This is a genomic window from Inhella inkyongensis, assembly GCF_005952805.1.
Taxonomy (GTDB): Bacteria; Pseudomonadota; Gammaproteobacteria; order Burkholderiales; family Burkholderiaceae_C; genus Inhella; species Inhella inkyongensis.
The window spans coordinates 851,819-868,469 of record NZ_CP040709.1 but is presented as its reverse complement, the minus strand read 5'-3'; the positions used below and the strand labels follow the sequence as shown (position 1 = coordinate 868,469).

The window sequence follows — 16,651 nt, the reverse complement described above, 5'->3', positions numbered from 1 at the left end:
GGCAGACCTGGCACGGTGGTTGCTGTTCCAGGCGCATTGCCCGCTACTCCCAGGAGTTCACGATGCCACTGCCCCTCTGCTGCCCCCGCCCGCCCGTTCTGAGCTTGGGGGGATTGGGACTGAGCCTGATCCTGCTCAGCACCGCCCAAGCGCAAACCATCACCGTCTACAGCGACGGCAGCCTGCCCGTGGGCAGCCAGCGCCAGCTCACCGCCTACGTGCCGCTCTCGCCCAGCAGCGTGGAGTGGCGGGTCAATGGCCTGCCGGGCGGCAATGCGCTGGTGGGCACCATCGACGCCCAGGGCCGCTACACCGCGCCGGCTCTGGTGCCCCAGCCGAGCAATGTGGTGACGGTGAGTGCTCGCAGCACCGCTTACCCGGACCGCGAGGGCAGCGTGCGCCTGAACATCACGCAGGTGCAGCCGCGGCTCTGGGGCAGTCTGCCGAGCCGCCTGCCGCTGGGGGCTTACACCCTGACCCTGAATGGCGCCGCCTTCCCGGCCAATGGCCTGAGCGTGCGCGTGGGCGACCAGACCCTGAGCCCGCAGTGGCTCTCGGCCACGCAGATCCGCGTCAGCGGCGTGGCCCCCAGCACGTGGGCCGGCAGCACGCAGGCCGTGCAGGTCTGGGCCACCGGAGCGGGCGCCATCGGATCGGAGGTGCTGCGGCTGGCGGTCGACAGCACACCGGCTCCGGCTCCAGCGCCCGCTCCCGCCCCAGCCCCAGCCCCAGCGCCTGTCCCGCCGGGCACCGGCACCGCCTCTCTGGCCGCCGCGCGCTTCCTGGAACAAGCCAGCTTCGGCCCCAATGCCAGCTCCGTCGCGCAGCTGCGTCAGCTGGGCACCGAGGCCTGGCTGAACCAGCAGTTCCTGATGCCCGAGACAGCCATCGACAACCCGGGCGGCCAGAGCATGAACGCGGTGGCGGCGCAGTTCCTGCAACGCCTGACCGACGCTCCCGATCAACTGCGCCAGCGCGTGGCCTACGCCTTGGCCCAGGTGCTGGTGATCTCCGCCAACAAGAACATCTACCCCGATGAACTGGTGCCGCACCTGCGCACCCTGAGCCGGCATGCCTTCGGCAACTACCGCACCCTGCTGGAGGAGGTGACGCGCAGCGCGCAGATGGGCAAATACCTGGACCTGGCCAACAGCAACCGCCCCCTGGGGGGCTCGGCCGCCAACGAAAACTTTGCCCGCGAACTGCTGCAGCTCTTCAGCATCGGCCTGGTGCGCCTGAACATGGATGGCACACCCCAGCTGGATCTTGCCGGCCGCCCTCAGCCTACCTACGACCAAGCCACCCTGCAGCAGGTGGCCCTGGCCCTGACCGGCTGGACCTACACCGGCAGCGGCAATAACAACTGGGAGAACTTCAGCGCCCCGCTGGTGCCGCGCGACATCAACCATGACCTGCGCGCCAAGAGCTTCCTGGGCTGCAATCTGCCGGCCAACCAAGGGGCCGAAGCGGACCTGCGCGCCACCCTGGACTGCGTCTACCAACACCCCAATGTGCCGCCCTTCATGGCCCTGCGCCTGATCCGTCAGTTGGTCAAAAGCAATCCCAGCCCGGCCTATGTGCAGCGCGTGGCCACCGTGTTCACCAACGACGGCCAGGGCCAGCGCGGCAATCTGCGCGCGGTGGTGCGTGCCATCCTGCTCGACCCTGAAGCCCGCAACGACGCCCTGGGCCCGAACGACGGCCGCCTGCGCGATCCGCTGCAACACCTCGCCGCCACCCTGCGCGCGCTGGGCGGCGGCTTCCAGGCCGGCAACAACCTGAGTTGGGAACTCGGTCGCACCGGTCAGCGCCCCCTGACCCCGCCCTCGGTGTTCGGCCACTACGCCCAACTCTTCCGGCTGCCGCAGAGCACGCTGGCCGCGCCCGAGTTCCAGATCTACACCCCGACCGAGGCCACCCTGCGTGGCAACGTCCTGTGGGGCCTGCTGAGCCAACCGGGCACGCAGATGCGGATCGATCTGACTCCCTACACGGCCGTCGCCTCGGACACCACCGCGCTGATCAATGCCGTGGACCAGAACCTGCTGTGGGGCCGCATGCCGGCCGCCATGCGCCAGAGCCTGGCCACGGCCATCAATGCCCAGCCCGATGCCACCCAGCGCCTGCGCACGGCCCTGTACCTGACGCTGCTGTCCGGCTTCCATGCGGTCCAGCACTGATCGATAGACCCACCCTCAAGCGCTGCACGCCCACCGCAAGTCCCGCGCTCCCGGCGCGGGCATCCGGCAAAAAGGAATCGCCATGAAAACTCCCCACACCACCCGCCGCGCCCTGCTGCGCGCGGCCTGCGCGCTAACCGCCGCGCCCGCCCTCAGCGCCCAGGCGCAAAGCACCGAAGACTACAAGGCCCTAGTCTGCGTCTTCATGGCCGGCGGCTGCGACGGCCACAACCTGCTGGTGCCACAAGAAGCCACCGCCTACGCCGAGTACCGGCGACTGCGCGGCGCGCTGGCCTTGCCCGATGGCTCGGCCACCCTGTTGCCGATTCGCACCCCGCAAGGCCAGGCCTTCGCCCTGAACTCCGGCCTGCAGGCCATCCACCCGCTCTGGGCACAGGGCCGACTGGCGGCCATCGCCAATATGGGCCCGTTGCTGGCGCCCACCACCCGCGCGCAAATGCTGGCCGGCACCGCCACCCTGCCGGCCCAGCTCTTCTCGCACCCCGACCAGGCCCAACTCACCCAAGCCGGCAATGGCAGTGGCGGCGGCACCGGCTGGGGCGGGCGGTGCGCCGATGCCGTGCTGAGTCGCAACGGCAGCGCGCGCTTTCCCGCCGCCGTCTCGATGTCGGGCGCGGCGCTGTTCACCAATGGCGTTCAGGTGCCCGCCGCCAGCCTGATCCCGGGCTTCAATCTCGAACCCGACGGCATGAACACCTGGCCGGCCACAGCCAGCGCGGCCCGCAGCCAGGCCCTCAACGAGATCCTGGCCTTGGACGGCGGCGCCCGCCTCGTGCAGGCCGCCAACCAGGTGCGACGCGATGCCCTCAGCCTGGGCGCGCTGCTGCGCAGCGGTGGCTCGGGAACGATCAACACCGTCTTCCCCGGCACCGATCTGGGCCGCCAACTGCAGCAAGTGGCCCGGGTGATGGCCCTGCGCCAAAGCGTGGGCATGCGGCGCCAAGTGTTCTTTGTGCAGATCGGTGGCTTCGACACCCATGGCGCCCAGAGCTGGCAGCACTGGGATCTGCTGCGCCAGGTGGGCGAGGCCCTGGCGGCGTTTTACGCCGCCACGCAAGAGCTCGGCCTGGCCCAATCGGTCACCACCTTCACCCAGAGTGAGTTCGGCCGCAGCCTGCAGCCCAGCGGCAGCGGCAGCGACCACGGCTGGGGCAACCACCACCTGGTGCTGGGCGGCGCGGTGCGCGGCGGCCAGGTCTACGGCCGCTTCCCCTTCCCGGCCCTGGGCGGCCCCGACGACTCCGGCAGCCGCGGCGCGCTGATTCCCAGCACCTCACTGGAGCAATTTGGCGCCACACTGGCACGCTGGTTCGGTGCCGATGCGCAAGGACTGGCCAATGCGTTTCCCAATCTGCCGGCGTTTGCGCCGCAGGACCTGGGCTTTATGGGGGGTTGAACGATGGGTCTGCGAGGCAGCCGGGTCTGGCTCATCACACCGGGTGAGGCCCTGGCGCCTTATGTGCACGCCATCGCGCTGCGACGGCCCGACCCCGCCGCTCCACCGCCCCCGCAGGAGCAGGGCTTTCCGGCCCATCTATTCGGCGCACTCACCATCGTGAGTGCCGGCAGCCTGATGGACGCGGAGTCCGGACAGGCCCTGGCTCCATTGGAGTTCAGTGGCCCGCGCTTGCGGCCCGTGCGCCGCAGCTATGGGGGCGAGCCGGCCGTGAGCACGATGCTGTTCAAGCCCGGGGTGCTGCCCTGGGCCTTGAATGAGCCGGCGGTGCGCTGGGTGGATCATCGGGAGGCCTTGGTGGGCCAGTTCCCGATGATCGACGGACAGGCACTGCTGCGGGGACTGCAAGAACCGGTGAGCCTGGCCCGACAGGTCTGGCATCTGGAGAACTGGGTGCAAGGGTGGTTGCAGGGCGTGGCCAGCCGACGCCCCTGGTCTGCCCCCGTGCTACCGACGGACCCACTGCCAACGGATGTCGACACTTGGGCCCGACAGCAAGGCGTGAGCGCGCGTCAGTTGCAACGGCTGATACAGCGGCACCTGGGCGCGCCCCCAAAGAGGGTACTGCGCCTGCTGCGACTCCATCAGGGCCTGAAGGCCCTTGAGCGCCAACCACGCATGCGACGCGCCGCCGACCTCGACGATCTGGCGCTACGGCTGGGCTACTGCGATGCCAGCCACATGCGGCGCGAGTTCCAGAGCCTGGCCGGCCTGAAGACCCAGGCGCTGCTTCCGGCCTTGCACAACAGCCCGCTGCCCTGGATCTACCAACCCGGCGACCTGGGCTCACACTGACCCGGCCTCAGTCCAGACCCACGGTCTGGACTGGCGCGCTGACCGTCAAAACACCCGGAATCAACCGCGCTCGAAACGCAGCTCCGGCAGGCGGGCGTTGCGCAGCACAAAGGCCTGCGGGCGGCCCTTGGCATCGCGCTGCAGCTGCAGCACGAAGGCGTCGTTCAGCGCCAGATCGTCACCCACCAACTCCAGCTCGTTGTCCGGCGGCAGGCCACGCCCCTTAAGGCGCAACTTGCCATCGGCCGTGGCTTCCACCGTCCAGGCGGTGCCCAAGCCCGGGTGCCGATAGGCCCCCACCCAGGCCTGCCGCTGGGCGGCGTCCGGCGGGTTCTGCCCCAGACGCTTGAGCACGCTGCGGCTGCCTTCGCGCGGGCGGCGCAGTTCCATCTCGCGGCCATCGGTCGACAGACTCAGTCGGGTCAGCCCGCTGACGGTCTGCACTTCCCGCGCCCCCAAGCCCACCAACTGGGTCACACCCGGTCCGGTCACCAAGGCCCACTGCCCCGGCTGCTGCGGATGGGGCTCGATGCGGATCACGCGGGCCTGGGCCATGTCCAGATAGCGCCCCTCCAAGGCCTTGAAGTCCGTCGCGGCGGCGACCGGCGCCGACACAGCACCTGAGGCGGCCGGGGTTGACGAGGTCAATGCCGGGCCCAGCAGCACATCGGCCAAGCGGGTACCGAGTTGGTCGGGGTTGATCTGGGCCCCGTTGCAAGTGAGGGCCAGACCCAGACCTTGCTCGGGGTAGTGCGCGGTCAGCGCCCGGTAGCCGGCCCAGGCGCCGCTGTGATGAACGCGCGCTACGCCCTTGTAGCTGTCGACCGACTGGCCCAAGCCATAAGGAATCGCTTTGCCATCGGCCAGCTGACCGGGCGTGCGCAGCGCCTTGATCAAGGCCGGCGCGATCACCTTGGGGGAGGCCAGTTCGGCATCCCAGCGCGCCAGATCCTGCACCGTGCTCTGGATGGCGCCATCTCCGGCCTGGTTCCAGTTGGACATGGCGATGGCGAAACCCGTCTCGCCCGGCGCATAGGCACTGGCGCGGCGAGCCACGACTTGCGTGTGGTCGGTGCGCACATGGCTGTCCTTCATGCCCAGGGGCTTGAATACCCGCGCCTGCAAAAAGGCATCCAGGCTCTGGCCGCTGACGCGCTCGGCCACCAGCGCGGCCAGGAAGTAGCCGGTGTTGCTATAGGCCTGTTGGGTGCCGGGCTTGAACATCAGCTCGGGAACGGCGCGGATGACCTTGAGGGCCTCTTCGTTGCCGGTGACATCGGCTTCCCCGTGGCCGGCCAGGCTGAGCAGGATGTTGTAGTCCGACAAGCCCGCCGTGTGGTTGAGCAACTGGCGCAGCGTGATGGGATGCGCGAAGGTCGTGGCCAGTTCGGGCAGGTGCTGATCCAGTCGGTCGTCGAGCTTGAGCTTGCCGTCCTGCTCCAGCAGCAGCAGCGACAAGGCCGTGAACTGCTTGGAAGTCGACCCGATGTCGAACACCGTGTCGGGGCGGATCGGCACGCCATGGTTCAGATCGGCCAGGCCATAGCCCTTGGCGTACACGCTGCGCCCATGGCGGTTGATGTTGAGCGCACAGCCCGGCGTGCTGTCCGTGAAGGCGGAGAAGACCGCGTCGATGCGCGCACTGTCCAGTGCAGGCTCCGCGGCATGAGCAGGACAAAGGGCCAAGGCGGCGGCCAGCGGCAACAGCGTGCGAGCAAAGGTCATGGACGTGCGGGCAAGTTGAAAGAGGCGCGCAGCATGCAAAGGCCCGGACTCCGCGGCCAGACGGATGCGACAGCCTGCAGATCCAGCCGATGGAGCGGCCTTGATGCAGATCAGCCTGTGCCGGGCATCGCTGGCTACAGTGCCCCGCATGCAATCCCCCAGCCTGCACATCCGCCGCGTGGGCATCGACACCTGGCGCGAGAACGTTGTCTACCTGCACCGCGATTGCCCGGTGGTGCGCGCCGAAGGCTTTCAGGCGCTCTCCAAGGTCACCGTGCACGCCAATGGTCAGACCATCGCGGCGGTGCTCAATGTGGTGACGGACGCGCAGATCGTGCCGCCCTGCGACCTGGGTCTCTCGGAAGAGGCCTTTGCCCGCCTGCAGGTCGAGGAGGGCCACGCGGCACGCATCGAGCATGCCGAGCCCCCGCCCTCGCTGGCCGCTCTGCGGCGCAAGATCGCCGGCGAGCGCCTGGGCCGCGAGGAACTGCATGCGGTGATGGCCGACATCGCCGCCGCGCGTTATTCCAAGATCGAGTTGGCCGCCTTCGTGGTCGCCACGCAGCAGTACGAACTGGACCGCGGCGAGGTGCTGCACCTGACCGAGGCCATGATCGCCGCCGGCCGGCGCATCGACTGGCGTTCCGAGTTTGGCGCCGGGCCGGTGGTGGACAAGCATTGCATTGGCGGCATCCCCGGCAACCGCACCTCGATGCTGGTGGTGCCCATCGTCACCGCGCACGGGATGTGGTGTCCCAAGACCAGCTCGCGCGCCATCACCAGCCCGGCCGGCACGGCCGACACCATGGAGCTGCTGGCCGAAGTGGAACTGCCACTGGAGCGCCTGCAGGCCATCGTGCGCCAGACGCATGGCTGCCTGGCCTGGGGGGGCACGGCCGACCTCTCGCCGGCCGACGACATCCTGATCGCGGTGGAGCGCCCACTGGCCATCGACTCACCCGGCCAGATGGTGGCCTCCATCCTGAGCAAAAAGATCGCCGCCGGCTCCACCCATCTGGTGCTGGACATTCCGGTAGGCCCCAGTGCCAAGGTGCACAGCCTGCCCGAGGCGCAGCGCCTGCGCCGCCTGTTCGAGTATGTGGCCACCCGCCTGGGCCTGCAGCTGGAGGTGATGGTCAGCGACGGCAGCCAGCCCATCGGCCGCGGCATCGGCCCGGCGCTGGAGGCGCGCGATGTGATGCAGGTGCTGCGCAACGACCCCAGCGCACCCCAAGACCTGCGCCAGAAGGCGCTGTGGCTGGCGGCCCGCATGATCGAGTTCGACCCCGATGTGCGTGGCGGCGACGGCTACCGCATTGCCCGCGACATCCTGGACAGCGGCCGCGCGCTGACTCAGATGCAGGCCATCATCCAGGCCCAAGGCGAGCGCGCCGGCCCACTGCCGGTGGCGCCGCTGCAACTGGACATCACCGCGCCGCGCACGGGCGTGGTGACGGCCGCCGACAACCTGCGCCTGGCGCGCATCGCCCGCCTGGCCGGCGCACCCCAGGTGCCCGAGGCCGGCATCGACCTGGCCGTGCGCCTGGGCGATGCGGTGCAGGCCGGACAGGTTCTCTACCGCCTGCACGCGCGCTTTGAGGCCGACCTGGCCTTTGCCCGTCAACTGGCCGAGGCCGACAGCGGCTTCAGCATCACACCCCAAGCATGAAACGTCCCGAACTCCTGCTCGCCTGGCCCGACGAGGCCGCGCTGGCCCAAGCCCTGGCCGCCGCGCTGAACTGCCCGCTCGCCTGGGTCGACAGCCACCGCTTCCCCGACGGCGAGAGCCGGCTGCGCCTGCCCCCCAGCTTGCCGGCGCACACGGTGCTGCTGCGTGGCCTGCAGCGGGCCAACGATCGGCTGGCGGAGTTGCTGCTGGTGGCCGCGGGCAGCCGTGAGTTGGGCGCTCAGCGCCTGAGCTTGGTCAGCCCTTACCTGGGCTATATGCGCCAGGACATCGCCTTCACCCCCGGCGAGGTGGTCAGCCAGCGCCATATCGGCTCGCTGCTGGGCACCGCCTTCGATGCAGTGCTCACCGTCGATCCGCATCTGCACCGCATCCAGCGCCTGGACGAAGTGCTGCGCGGCGGCGTCTCCCTTTCGGCCGCGCCGCTGCTGGGCCAGTTCGTCGCCACGCAGCGCCCGGGCGCCCTGCTGCTGGCGCCGGACGGCGAGGCCGAGCAATGGGTCAGCGCGGCGGGTCAAGCCGCGGATCTGGAATGGGCCGTCTGCAGCAAGACCCGGCAGGGCGACCGGCAGGTACTCATCCAGTTGCCGCCGCGGAGCTTTGCGGGCCGCACCGTGGTGCTGTTGGACGATGTGGCGAGCAGCGGTGGCACCCTGATCGAAGCCACCCGGCTGCTCAAAGCGGCGGGCGCCGCCTCGGTCGACGTGGCCGTCACCCATGCCCTGTTCGCCCAGGATGCCGAAGCCCGCGTTCGCGCGGCTGGCGTGGGTCAGATCTGGAGCACCGACTGCATCGCCCACCCCAGCAATGCGGTGTCGATTGCGCCCCTGCTGGCGCAGGGGCTCTACATCCAGAGCCGATAGAGCCAGAAGGCCTCGTCCGCGCGGATGCGCTGGGCCAGTTCGGCCGGCGGGAAGCCGGTGATGCGCCGGGTCTCGCGGGTCAGGTGGGATTGATCGGCGTAGCCGGCGTCCACCGCCTGCTCGGCCAGGGAATTCACGCCGGCCGCTCCCAGATGGAAAGCGGCCTCGGCGCGCGCCAAGCCGCGCAGTTCGCGCATGGGCAGACCCGCCCAGGACTTGATGCGGCGCTCGAACTGCCGCAGGCTTTTGCCGCCGGCCGTTTCGGCGGCACGCAGGGCCAAGGCCTCCATCCAGTCGGCGTAGCGCCGCACGGCCGGGCGGTCGGCGCCCACAGCCTGCCAGCGCGGACGCAGAAAGGCCTCGATGGCCGGCAGCGCGGCCCAAGGGTCACCCAGGTCCAGCACGGCCTGCGCCCAATCCGCCCAGTCGCCAGGCAAGGCGCTGCGGGCATCCACGCTGGTGTTGACCAGCTCCCCCGGATTAAGCCCCGTCAGGCTGTGCAAGGCATCAGGCTGCAGCAGCAACTGCAGCACGCGAATGGGTCGGGGTTGGCGTGAGCACAGCGGCAAGGTATAGGGACCGGCCAGGATGATGGGCGGGGCACATTCCTCGCGCTCGGAGGCAAAGCCCGGCAAGGGCTGGGTCCAGGTCTCGCCCTCAAAGAACCACACCAGGCTGGCCATGGCCGAAGCCGGAAAGTAGCTGCGCCGCGGCTGCACCGGCAGGCCCGTGGTGTCGCGCAACATCGCGCCGCGCGTGCAGCCGGCCAGGTCCAGCGGCGGCAGCCACAGATAGGCACCATCGTCATTCAACATGGCCTCAGTTTGCCGTCTATGGGCCGCCTGATTGCCACACCCGGGCCATGTCGTTTTCGTTCAAGACCTCGCAGCCCCGGAGCGGCAGCATGGCCCCATGAACCACAGCCTGATGCAGACCGAGTCGCCCACGCCGCACTGGCGTGACCTCCCCGGACCGAAGGATCGCTGGTGGGGCCTGCCCCTGCTGCGTGCGATGCGCCGCGACTACCTCGGCTACACCCAGGGTCTGCAGGCCCATGGCGATCTGGTGCGCACGCGCCTCTTGCATGAACACGCGGTCGATGTCTTTCATCCCGAGGGCGTGCGCCAGATCCTGATCGACCATGCGGACGCATTGATCCGCTGGGAGCGCGGCCCCGAGGTATTCGCCGAAGGGATGGGGCAATGCGTGCTCGTCACCGAGGGCGCGACCTGGCAGCGCCAACGTCGCATGTTGATGCCCGCATTCACCCCCAAGAAGGTGGCCGGCTACTGCGAGCTGATGGTGGACGCAACCCGCGCCGCCCTGGACGGCCTGCAGGGCGAGCAGGACATGGCGGCGCTGTTCAACCACCTGACCATGGATGTGATTCTGCGCACCCTGTTCAGCCGCAGCGCGGGACCGGAAACCACGCGCTGCGCCGCGGCCACGCAAGTGCTGAGCGCCACCGTGTTTCGCGAAATGTTCTGGCCCATGACCCTGCCCGACTGGCTGCCGCTGCCCGGCAAGGCCGCCAAGCGTCGCGCCCTGCGCACCTTGCACGAACTGATCCGCGCCGGCATGGCACGCCCGGATGACGCCGGCCATAGCGACCTGCTGGCCATGCTGCGTGCGCTGCGCGACCCCGATAGCGGTGCGGCCCTGAGCGAACAGGAGCTGTTCGATCAAATCATCGTCAGCTTCCAGGCCGGCCACGAAACCACCGCCACCGCCCTGCTGTGGTGGAGCCTGCTACTGGCCCGCCACCCCGAGGTGCAGGCGCGCGCCCGCGCGGAGGTGGACACGGTGCTTGCGGGCCAAGCCCCCACACCGAGCCATGAGCTGCCCTATCTGCACGCCACGCTGAAGGAAGCCATGCGCCTCTACCCGCCCGCGGCTGCCGTGATGACGCGCCGGCTGACGCGCGACATTAAATTCCAGGGCATCCGCCTGCCGGCCCGCACCCTGGTGCGGTTGACGCCCTGGGTGCAACACCACGACCCGCGCTGGTGGCCCGCACCCGAACGCTTTCAGCCTGAGCGTTTTCTGCCCGGCGCCCCGGAAGTGCCCCGTGGCGCTTACTGGCCCTTCGGCTTGGGTCCGCGCGTCTGCCTGGGCCAGCACTTCGCGCAACTGGAGATGACGGTGATTGCCGCCAGCTTGCTGCAACGCTACGAATTGACGCGCCTGGACAGCGAGATCCCCAAGGTCGAGCTGGGCGTGACGCTCAGGCCCCAAGCGAGTCCGCCGATTCACCTGCGGCCTCGGTAGGAGCTGCCTACACTGCGGCGCATGGATCGACGGGAGGTCCTGGCTGCATTGGCGCCTCTGAGCGCCAAGCCCCAGGGAACGAGTGAGCTGCGCGTCACCCTGAGCACAACCTGGGGTGAGCCCTTTGTCGTGCGTCAGAGGGGCCGGCCCCCGCAAGGCATCCTGCCCGAGCTGATGCAGGCACTCGCGGCCGAAATGAAGCTCACGCTGCGCTGGGTGGAGCTGCCCTCGCTGCGCACGCCGGCGGCCATGTCCAAGGGCGAAGTGGACTTGCACTGCCTGATCCACCCCGACTGGTGGGGCGAGCCGGTAGAGCCCCAGCGCTGGAGCGCCCCAGTGGTGGTGATGCGCGATCTTTTGGTGGCCGCCCCTGGTGGTCCGGCGGACTGGGCGGCCTACCAAGCCCAGTCCCGTTGGCGCATCGGCACGGTGCATGGCTACCTCTACCCCACCCTGCAGGCCGACATGGCGCGCGGCCGCCTGCTGCGTGACGACGCCCCCAATCAGGCCACCCTGCTGGCCAAGCTGAGCCGCGCCCGCACGCCGCTGGGTATCGTCAGTGAGTACGCGCTGGCCGCGCACAACCGAAGTCAACCCGAGCCCCTTCGCCTGCGCGCGCTGGGCGTGGTGCACGAGGTCGAAACCCGTTGCCTGGTGGCCGAACGGCCGGGGCCTGGGCAAGCCGCCATCCTGGCGGCCATCGAGCGCCTGCATCGCAGCGGCCGCTGGTCGGCCCTGCTCAAGAGGCATCAAGGCTGAGCGATCAGCAGCCGCAGCCGTAGTCGAAGGCGTCAACGCCCAGGACCTTCCAGGCCCCCTGGATGTTCACCCACACCAGGCGATACCAGGCGTCGTCCGTCTGCGGCGCGGCCCCCAGATGTCCTGGTCCTCGCCCCACGCCTTCCCAAACCTGCAGGTCCGGCACGCCATCGGCGTCCAGGTCGTAACTCAGCTGTGTGGCGCGCACAAAGCCGGTGGCCTGGCGGTCCAGCTTGTGCGCCTGTTCCGTTCGCACTGCCTGCGCCAAGGGCAAGGGCTTGGCCGTGTAGAAGGCATAGAGACGACCGGGGGCCTGCCGATGCTCCGCTTGCTCGCGGGCCTTTCTGGCCCCGCCGTTGACATCGACGAGGTCAAAAAACTTCCAGGCCGAGGGCGGTGACGAACCGTGGGCAAAGCCCCCGCGCCAGCCCTCGCACATGGGGCCGTCCACCTCGTACCAAAGGGTCTCCTGCGCGCGCGCGTGACTGGCTTGGCTCTCCAGCCGCCCCTCGCGAAAGAGCTGCACGCGTGTCACCGCTCGGGTGAGGGCTTCGGTCCGGCTGGTCATGTCATACAGACCGGCGCCCGACTCCTCCCGCAGGGGCCGCTTGCGGAACTGCACCCGGTAGATGCCCTCGAAGCGCCCGGCCAGGGCCGGCGCCGCTTCGGAGGGCGGGGCCAATTCAAGCTCGCTGCGGAAGTAGGACGGCGACACGCGGGGCAGCTCCAGGGCCTGCACCAGACCCAGCGCATGCGCCCCGTCCAGGCCCAAGACCTCACGCAAGCGTGCGGCGGCTTGCTGAGCATCGGGCTGCTGTTCCGGAAGCGGCAGAGCCTGCGCCGCTGCGGCCGCCAGGCGCTTGAGGGCCTCCCAATCGGGTAGGGGTTCCGGCTTGGGGCCTTTCAGGCCCAAGGCCAAGTGAGCCTTCATGCGTTCCAGCTCGGCATCCACCGGCCACGGACCGCTGAAGCCGGGCGGTAGCTTGGAGGCCAAGGCTTGCGCGTAGTCCCGCAGCGCCGGCCAACTGGGGCGCAACCAAAAGGCACGCGCCCGGTCCGCAGGCGACTCGCTGCCCGCCACCCCGCCGAGCAGGGCCGCCACACGCAGCGGCTCCGCGGCCAGGTATTGGCAAGCCGTGAAGCCGGGCTCGCCCTGAGGCAGGCCGGCGCGGTCCAGCGGCTGTACCTCGCAATAGCCTGCATTGCTGGCTGCATTGCGGCCTGCATTGCCGCCTTCCGCCTGCGCCCGCCATTGCACCGCTTGGTTCAAGGCGAGGCGCCCGATGGCCTCGCTCTCGCGCTGGGGGCCGGCCCGTAGCGTGACGGCAGCACCCACCACCCAACGCCGGTCGGCCGGCACATCGCCCTGCCCCGCTCTTGGCCATGCCACGGGCTCGGTGCTCAGGTACTCGCAAGCCACATGGCCGTACTGGCCCTCGCCCTCCACCAGGCAGTAGTCCCCGCTCTGCTCCAACAGTTGCAGGCGACTGCCGCGCTGCAGCAGCCCCAGCACACGCTGTTCAGGGCCCGGGCCTTCGCGCACCCGCAGGTCATCGGCCCGCACCCAGCGCTGGAGCGAGGGGGGTGGTGCCGCGTGAGCAAGACCCAAGAGCCCGGCGGACAGCAGAAGGAGTGCGCATGCGCGGGTCAACATCCCAGCACTGTGCCATTGGACGTGCGCGCTGGCTGCGCCTCAGGGCAGCCAGCCCTGCAACTGCGCCACATAGCTCGGCGGCAGCAAATGGTTTCCGGCGAAGCGCAGATGCTTTTTGTCCGCCGTCGGCAAGGCCTCGTAGAGGGCTTGGTTCTGCGCCGCGCTGGCGTGCTCGTCGTCGTCCGCCGTCAGCAACCACACCCGCTTGTCCGCCAGACCGGCCAGCAGGCGCTGGGGCGACACCGCCGCCACCTTGTCGTCCACATGCGGCGGCACGATGGCGGCGATGGCGCGGATGCGAGCGTCCAGCCCGCCCCACAACAGGGCTAGCTGGCCCCCCATGCTGTAGCCGGCCACGGCAATGCGCCGCGCGTCGAAGCGGCTCGGCTGCGTCAGCACCCAGTCGAGCAACAGGCGGTGGTCGCGCACGGTGTCGATGAGCATCCGCTCATAGGGCTCGCGGGCGCCCCAGAGGTGCAGGTCCCACATCAGCTTGCTGGCCGGCCCCTTGGCATCCTTGCGCAAGCCATGCAGGCGGGCATCGATGGCCATCACCGCATAGCCCTGGGCCAGGGCCGCTTCGGTGATGCGATGGGTCTGTTCCAAAGTCGGTCGGCCCTTGAAACTCTCACTCCACCAGCGCTGGTGAGCGCGCCCCATGGCGTGCAACCCGATCAGCAGGGGAAAAGGCTGGGTGGCAATGGCCGGATCGCTGGGGTAGACGATGCGACCCACAGCCTGGCTGCCGTCAAAACTGTGCAGAACCAGCTCTTCGCTATGCCCATCGCCGGCGCGCCGCTCCACCCGCAGCGGTGCGGGTGCAGGCAGTGCGTAACGGGCTTGCAATTCGGCTGGGCTGATGTCGTAGGGCTTGAGCCCAAACAAGCTCCACCACAGCACGCCGAGCAGCCCGGCAAGCCCCAAAGCACCGCCCACCCACCGCCTCCATCTAAGTTTCGCCATCGAATTCATGCTTCCAAGGGCCTTCGCCCACCGCATCAAGAAACGCCAGCCTAGGCAGGGGGTGTGAAAAAAAGATCAAGCGTCGGGACGGCCAGAATGCCCGCCTGCTGTCCTCGCTCCTGCTGCCGTGCGCCTCATCCCCCTGCTGCTCTCCGTGACCCTGGGCATGGCCCAGGCTCAACCTGCACCCGCCACCCAGAAGTTGCTGCAAGCCGTGCTGGCCCACCCCCGGGTGCAGCCGAAGTCGGCAGACAAACCCAAACCCCCCGCCGGGTTGAAGAGCGGCGAGGCCGGTTTGATCGCCTACCTGGAAGCCCAGCAGCGCCAGGGCGGCGATGTGAACGCCTACGCCAGCTTGGGCACGCCGCTGCAACATGCGGTGCAGGCCCGCCTGACCTTGTTGGCGCTGTGGCTGCTGGCCCATGGGGCCGACCCCCTGCTGCCCATCCAGGCGGAAGGCACCCAGAACGCGCCACTGCCCGACACCCTGGGGCTAGCGGTGCAGCAGTCGCTGGCAGCCCTGCTGCAACACCTGCAACAACACCCCAAGGTGCAGGCCCTGCCACCCACCGAATTGGCGCAGCGCATCTGGACACACAGCCAGCCCAAGCAGCAGGCGCTGCTGCTGCAGGGCGGCTGGCCGCTCCCCTCAGCACAGACCCAGCCCGAGCTGTTTCGCCGCCTGTTCCGCCAATTCATGTGCAGCACCCAACTGGCGCCGCTGAAGAGCATGGCGGCACAGGCCGGCGCGGCAGAGGCTCTGCGGCCCCTGCAGGCCGAGACCTGGGACTGCCCGCGCCTGTTCCCTCAATTCAGCGCGCCCAACTGGGCGGCGGAGCTGGACGACTGGCGCGCCGTGGAGCAGGCCCTGGGCCAGCCGGTGCTGGCCCGCCTGAGCCCGCGCGCCGCAGATGCCGCCACGCTGACGCAATGGCTGACGCTGGGCCTGGCCAAGCCCTGGTCCGAACCCAAGGCCAGCGCGCGCTGGCTTGAGGCCCTGCACGCCGCCCCGCAACCCGTGCAACTGGCCGCAGCCCGCGCCATTCCGCCCGAAGCCCTGCGCGCCGCCCTGGCGCAGCCCGAGGGCCTGCAAGCCTGGCTGCGCCTGGCCGCGCGCTGGCCCCTGGCCGATACGCGCAGCGCGCTGGCGGCCGTCCAGCCCGACATCCTGGGTGCGCATCTGGATGCAGCCCTGGCCCATTGGGGGCCGACCGGCTCCGAGGCCGAGGCTCGCTGGGCCCTGCTGAACGAACGCCTGCCCAGCCGCCTGACGCGCCGCGCGACCGAATGGCTGGACTACGTGCCGCTTGCGCACTGGGGCGCCTGGCTGAAGCGAGGCTTCCAGCCGGCCCCGATCTGGTGGGCCCAATGGCTGCGCCAAACATCCAACCCGGCGCAACTGCAGCAAGCCTGGCCGGTGGTGAAGGCCCAGCGCCCCGAGGTGGCCGCCGCCTGGATGGACTGGCTGCTGGCCCCCTGGGCGGTAGGCCCTGGAGGCGATGCCCAGACCCAGGCCGACAGCTACCCCAATGGGCTGGGCCGCATGGACGGCGCGTTGGAACGCCTGCAAGGGCTCAAGGCCCTGGGCGCCCGGCCCACGGCCCCGCGCTGGGTGGCCGCAGCCCACGAAGAAGACGAGGAGCCCGCCGTCCAGCTGGCACTGAAGGAAGGCTGGCTGCGCAAGGCCCCGGCCGCCGACCCGCCAACGATTCGCAAGCCCAGTTGCCCGGCCCTCCTCAAACCCGCACGCAGCCTGCTGGCCGAGTTGCAGCAGGCCGACGAGTTGCAGACCGTGGACCTGGGCTCAGGCCGATGCGCCCTGCTGGCCCTGGCCGGCCAGGGCACGGGCCGGCGCGAATTCGAATCCCGCAGCTTCGAGGCCGGCCTGGAGCGCTTTCAGCCGTTGGCCGATGGCGACCGCCGCGCCTGGCTCTGGGAGCCGGGCCAGACCGCCTTGAAGCCCTTGGAATCGGCCCCGCTGGGCCCGCTGCTGCCGGTGCAGTGGCAGGGCCAGGCCCTGTGGTTGGAGCTGGAGTGGGAAGGCAGCGCCACCCGCGAGCCTGGCAAGCTCTGGCAGGGCGGCGCGCCGGGCAAAACGGCGGACTTCATGCCCCTGCCCAAGCAGCACCCGCTCACCCAGGCCCTGGCCTTGCAATGCGACTTCCAGGCGCTAAGCACCTGTCTGGGCCTGAGCGAGACCGACGCCCTGCAGCCCCCCAGCCGCGAGGACTATCTGCGGCGCGCACTGGCCGAAACACCCACCCCCAAGAAGCGCTGATC

12 protein-coding genes are annotated in these 16,651 nt (G+C 69.7%); 8 read left to right on the top strand and 4 right to left on the bottom strand.

The window, feature by feature from the left end; genetic code table 11:
• The first annotated feature begins 62 nt into the window (after positions 1-62).
• The 3 genes from FF090_RS04345 (at position 63) to FF090_RS04335 (ending at position 4,452) form a co-directional block, all read left to right on the top strand.
• On the top strand, positions 63-2,180 hold the full coding sequence (locus FF090_RS04345) for a DUF1800 domain-containing protein (RefSeq protein ID WP_175423518.1): 2,118 nt from the start codon (positions 63-65) through the stop codon (positions 2,178-2,180).
• An 82-nt stretch (positions 2,181-2,262) separates the two neighbouring features.
• Positions 2,263-3,597 (top strand): DUF1501 domain-containing protein, encoded by a 1,335-nt coding sequence (locus tag FF090_RS04340; RefSeq protein WP_138855559.1) that lies wholly within the window; start codon positions 2,263-2,265, stop codon positions 3,595-3,597.
• A gap of 3 nt (positions 3,598-3,600) precedes the next feature.
• The gene (locus tag FF090_RS04335) at positions 3,601-4,452 is read left to right on the top strand and encodes an AraC family transcriptional regulator (protein ID WP_138855558.1); all 852 of its coding nucleotides are present in this window, start codon (positions 3,601-3,603) and stop codon (positions 4,450-4,452) included.
• Between the two features lie 60 nt (positions 4,453-4,512).
• Here the strand turns inward: FF090_RS04335 and FF090_RS04330 are convergent, their stop codons facing one another.
• The gene (locus FF090_RS04330) at positions 4,513-6,177 is read right to left on the bottom strand and encodes a serine hydrolase domain-containing protein (protein WP_175423517.1); all 1,665 of its coding nucleotides are present in this window, start codon (positions 6,175-6,177) and stop codon (positions 4,513-4,515) included.
• A gap of 148 nt (positions 6,178-6,325) precedes the next feature.
• Between FF090_RS04330 and FF090_RS04325 the strand changes: the two genes are divergently transcribed.
• Positions 6,326-7,846: a thymidine phosphorylase family protein gene (locus tag FF090_RS04325; RefSeq protein WP_138855556.1), complete on the top strand. Its 1,521-nt coding sequence runs from the start codon at positions 6,326-6,328 to the stop codon at positions 7,844-7,846.
• A complete protein-coding gene (locus FF090_RS04320; protein ID WP_138855555.1) occupies positions 7,843-8,727 on the top strand; it encodes a ribose-phosphate diphosphokinase in 885 nt (294 codons plus the stop codon). The genes FF090_RS04325 and FF090_RS04320 overlap by 4 nt, the downstream gene beginning before the upstream one ends.
• Here FF090_RS04320 and FF090_RS04315 read toward each other — a convergent pair.
• Entirely contained in the window at positions 8,709-9,542 is an 834-nt protein-coding gene (locus tag FF090_RS04315; protein WP_138855554.1) for a helix-turn-helix domain-containing protein, read from the bottom strand. The genes FF090_RS04320 and FF090_RS04315 overlap by 19 nt on opposite strands.
• A 97-nt stretch (positions 9,543-9,639) precedes the next feature.
• On the opposite strand from FF090_RS04315, the gene FF090_RS04310 reads away from it, so the two are divergent.
• On the top strand, positions 9,640-10,995 hold the full coding sequence (locus tag FF090_RS04310) for a cytochrome P450 (protein WP_246071506.1): 1,356 nt from the start codon (positions 9,640-9,642) through the stop codon (positions 10,993-10,995).
• A 21-nt stretch (positions 10,996-11,016) separates the two neighbouring features.
• A complete protein-coding gene (locus FF090_RS04305; RefSeq protein ID WP_138855553.1) occupies positions 11,017-11,754 on the top strand; it encodes a substrate-binding periplasmic protein in 738 nt (245 codons plus the stop codon).
• Between the two features lie 4 nt (positions 11,755-11,758).
• Here FF090_RS04305 and FF090_RS04300 read toward each other — a convergent pair whose 3' ends face one another.
• Positions 11,759-13,408, bottom strand: a complete 1,650-nt coding sequence (locus tag FF090_RS04300; protein ID WP_138855552.1) for an SH3 domain-containing protein — start codon at positions 13,406-13,408, stop codon at positions 11,759-11,761.
• A gap of 39 nt (positions 13,409-13,447) precedes the next feature.
• Positions 13,448-14,344, bottom strand: coding sequence for a dienelactone hydrolase family protein (locus tag FF090_RS04295; RefSeq protein ID WP_175423516.1), 897 nt, complete (start codon positions 14,342-14,344; stop codon positions 13,448-13,450).
• 154 nt (positions 14,345-14,498) lie between these two features.
• On the opposite strand from FF090_RS04295, the gene FF090_RS04290 reads away from it, so the two are divergent.
• Positions 14,499-16,649 (top strand): hypothetical protein, encoded by a 2,151-nt coding sequence (locus FF090_RS04290; RefSeq protein WP_138855550.1) that lies wholly within the window; start codon positions 14,499-14,501, stop codon positions 16,647-16,649.
• Positions 16,650-16,651 lie beyond the last annotated feature (2 nt).

What these genes read in the sequence shown, in the direction of transcription:
- FF090_RS04340 (WP_138855559.1), top strand. Translation starts at nt 2,263, where the DNA reads ATGAAAACTCCCCACACCACCCGCCGCGCCCTGCTGCGCGCGGCCTGC.
- FF090_RS04310 (WP_246071506.1), top strand. Translation starts at nt 9,640, where the DNA reads ATGAACCACAGCCTGATGCAGACCGAGTCGCCCACGCCGCACTGGCGT.
- FF090_RS04305 (WP_138855553.1), top strand. Translation starts at nt 11,017, where the DNA reads ATGGATCGACGGGAGGTCCTGGCTGCATTGGCGCCTCTGAGCGCCAAG.
- FF090_RS04320 (WP_138855555.1), top strand. Translation starts at nt 7,843, where the DNA reads ATGAAACGTCCCGAACTCCTGCTCGCCTGGCCCGACGAGGCCGCGCTG.
- FF090_RS04300 (WP_138855552.1), bottom strand. Translation starts at nt 13,408, where the DNA reads ATGTTGACCCGCGCATGCGCACTCCTTCTGCTGTCCGCCGGGCTCTTG.
- FF090_RS04325 (WP_138855556.1), top strand. Translation starts at nt 6,326, where the DNA reads ATGCAATCCCCCAGCCTGCACATCCGCCGCGTGGGCATCGACACCTGG.
- FF090_RS04315 (WP_138855554.1), bottom strand. Translation starts at nt 9,542, where the DNA reads ATGTTGAATGACGATGGTGCCTATCTGTGGCTGCCGCCGCTGGACCTG.
- FF090_RS04345 (WP_175423518.1), top strand. Translation starts at nt 63, where the DNA reads ATGCCACTGCCCCTCTGCTGCCCCCGCCCGCCCGTTCTGAGCTTGGGG.
- FF090_RS04335 (WP_138855558.1), top strand. Translation starts at nt 3,601, where the DNA reads ATGGGTCTGCGAGGCAGCCGGGTCTGGCTCATCACACCGGGTGAGGCC.
- FF090_RS04330 (WP_175423517.1), bottom strand. Translation starts at nt 6,177, where the DNA reads ATGACCTTTGCTCGCACGCTGTTGCCGCTGGCCGCCGCCTTGGCCCTT.